The organism is uncultured Caldilinea sp. (assembly GCF_937128415.1).
Lineage (GTDB): Bacteria > Chloroflexota > Anaerolineae > Caldilineales > Caldilineaceae > Caldilinea.
Genome location: NZ_CAKZMJ010000088.1, coordinates 1 through 2447, shown reverse-complemented (window position 1 = coordinate 2447; position 2447 = coordinate 1). Strand labels below are relative to the sequence as shown.

Genomic DNA, 2447 nt, shown 5'->3' with positions numbered 1-2447 from the left:
GATAAATCCTTTACACTACGAATGGAGGCAATGATGACAATGAGTAAGACACGACGAACATACAGCAGCGAGTTCAAGCGCGAAGCGGTTGAACTCGCTGCGAGGAGTGGCAGGTCGCTAGCCGAAGTCGAACGCGAATGAGGGCTGTCGGAGGGGCTGCTCAAGCAGTGGGTGCGAAAGGCCAAACAGGACGGAGAAGCAGCATTTCCCGGCCCCGGTCGCCTGAAAGCGACAGAGGAAGAGATGCGGCGGCTGCGGCGTGAGAATGAGATCTTGCGCCAAGAGCGGGAAGTTTTAAAAAAGCGATCGCTATCTTCATGCAGGAGCTGAAGCGAAGTACGCCTTCGTAGAAAAGGAGCGGAAAGGGTGTGCAGTGACCCTGCTCTGTCGAGTGCTGGAGGTTTCGGCGAGCGGGTATGACGCCTGGCGGAAACGCCAACCCCGCCGTCGCCAGCAGGAAGACGAACGGTTGAGCAAGCCGATTCGGTGTGTGCATGCAGAGAGCCGCCAGCGCTACGGCAGTCCCCGCATCCATGCTGAACTGCAAGCGCAGGGGATGCGCTATGGCCGGAAGCGGGTGATGCGCCAGGCAGGTCTGCTGCAAAGGGCGTCGGCGTATCTGCACGACGGAGAGTCAGCACAAGCTGCCGGTGGCCGAGAACGTGTTGCAGCAGGATTTCACGGCCGAGCAGCCCAATACAAAGTGGGTGGCTGACATCACCTCCATTCCCACCGATGCAGGGTGGCTCTATCTGGCGGTGGTTATGGATGTCTTTTCTCGGAAAGTCGTTGGGGGGCAATGGATGCAAGCATGACAAGTCAACTGGTCGAGCGTGCGCTTGACGCAGCGTTGGTCACGCGCCAGCCGCCGTCGGGGCTGCTGCACCATTCTGACCGTGGCAGCCAGCATGCCAGCCACGACTACCGGGCTCGCTTGCAGGTCGCCCAGGCGCAGGTCAGCAAGCGGCGCCTGTTACGACAATGCTTTGATGGAGAGCTTCTGGGCCACGCTCAAAACCGAACTCGTCGAGGAGCAGCCTTTCGCATCGCACGCCGCTGCGCGTTGCGACATCCTCCTCTACATCAAGGCTTTTACAATCTGCGCCGTCGTCATTCGGCTCTTGGCTATCTGAGTCCGGTGGAATTTGAACGGCGTCACTTGGGCGCCCTCAGTGCGCCGAAAAGGTTGGTGCTTAATTTTCTTTCCATCAAAACGGGTCAATATTACTTTACTGTGAGCTTGGGGTCGTAGAGACAATGCGGTTTCTAGGGCAATTCACCAACGGCTTCGTCTTGTTGTTCGTTTCAGCGATCAAGCGGACTGCGCACGGCGCGAGGGCCACGGTTGAGAACATGCGTGTAAATCTGCGTGGTCTTCACATCCTTGTGTCCAAGCAACTCCTGCACGGTGCGAATGTCGTAACCGGCTTCGAGCAGGTGGGTGGCGAAGCAATGGCGAAAGGTGTGCGGGCTGACCGGCTTGTCGATGCCAGCCTGTCGCGCAGCTTTGCGGACAGCCTTCTGCACCTGGCTCTCGTGCAAGTGAAAACGATAGAGGACGCCGTCGTCGCTGCGCGGGTCTTTGGAGAGAGAGGCAGACGGAAAAACGAATTGCCAGGCCCATTCGCGCGGCGCATTTGGGTATTTGCGCGCCAGGGCGTCGGGCAGCGGCGCCCTGCCATGGCCGCGCGCCAGATCGCGCTCGTGCTGCACCCGCACCTGCGCCAGATGCACCTCCAGTTCGGGGATCGCCTTCTCCGGCAGCATCGTCACCCGATCTTTATCGCCTTTGCCGCTACGAACAATGACCTCCCGGCGCGTAAAGTCGACGTCTTTGACCCGCAGCGATAGACACTCCTGCACGCGCAGCCCGCTGCCATAGAGCAGCAGCCCGATCAGATGGTAGACGCCCTCCAGATGGTTGAGCACGCGCTGCGTCTCCTCCACCGTCAAAACAGTCGGCAACCGCCGCCGCTCACGCGCTCGCAGCGCTTCAACGTTGCCCACAATCGGCTGCTCCAGCACATCCCGATAGAGAAAGAGCAATGCGTGCAGCGCCTGGTTCTGCGTGGAGGGCGCCACATTGCCCTCAACTGCCAGGTGGGTGAGAAACGCTTCGATCTCTGTTTTACCCATTTCCACAGGATGGCGCTTCTGATGAAAGAGGATATAGCGCCTGATCCAACCGATATAGGTCTTCTCAGTGGCGTAGCTGTAGTTCTTCAGACGCAACATGTCACGCACCTGGTCGAGCAGTTTTTTCGGTTTGTCAGCCATGAGGTGACTCCACAGATTGGCGGGTTATGATGACATGCTCCAGAGAACCGTTGTGCATAGTTTACCGATTTGCTGCTCAATCGGTCATTTGGGGGATCATATTGTTCGTTTTGCATGATATTATGCTGTTAGGGAGAATTCATCAGTCATTTGCTCGATAATGACAAGTT

1 protein-coding gene and 1 pseudogene are annotated in these 2447 nt (G+C 57.9%); one reads left to right on the top strand and one right to left on the bottom strand.

Going from position 1 to position 2447, the window contains the following annotated elements; genetic code table 11:
- Positions 1-39: 39 nt before the first annotated feature.
- Positions 40-1168 (top strand): annotated as a pseudogene (locus Q0367_RS17080) (IS3 family transposase); the annotation flags it as partial.
- Positions 1169-1305: 137 nt separating this feature from the next.
- On the opposite strand, the gene Q0367_RS17075 reads toward Q0367_RS17080, so the two are convergent.
- Positions 1306-2277, bottom strand: coding sequence for an integron integrase (locus tag Q0367_RS17075; protein WP_297638606.1), 972 nt, complete (start codon positions 2275-2277; stop codon positions 1306-1308).
- Between the last annotated feature and the right edge of the window lie 170 nt (positions 2278-2447).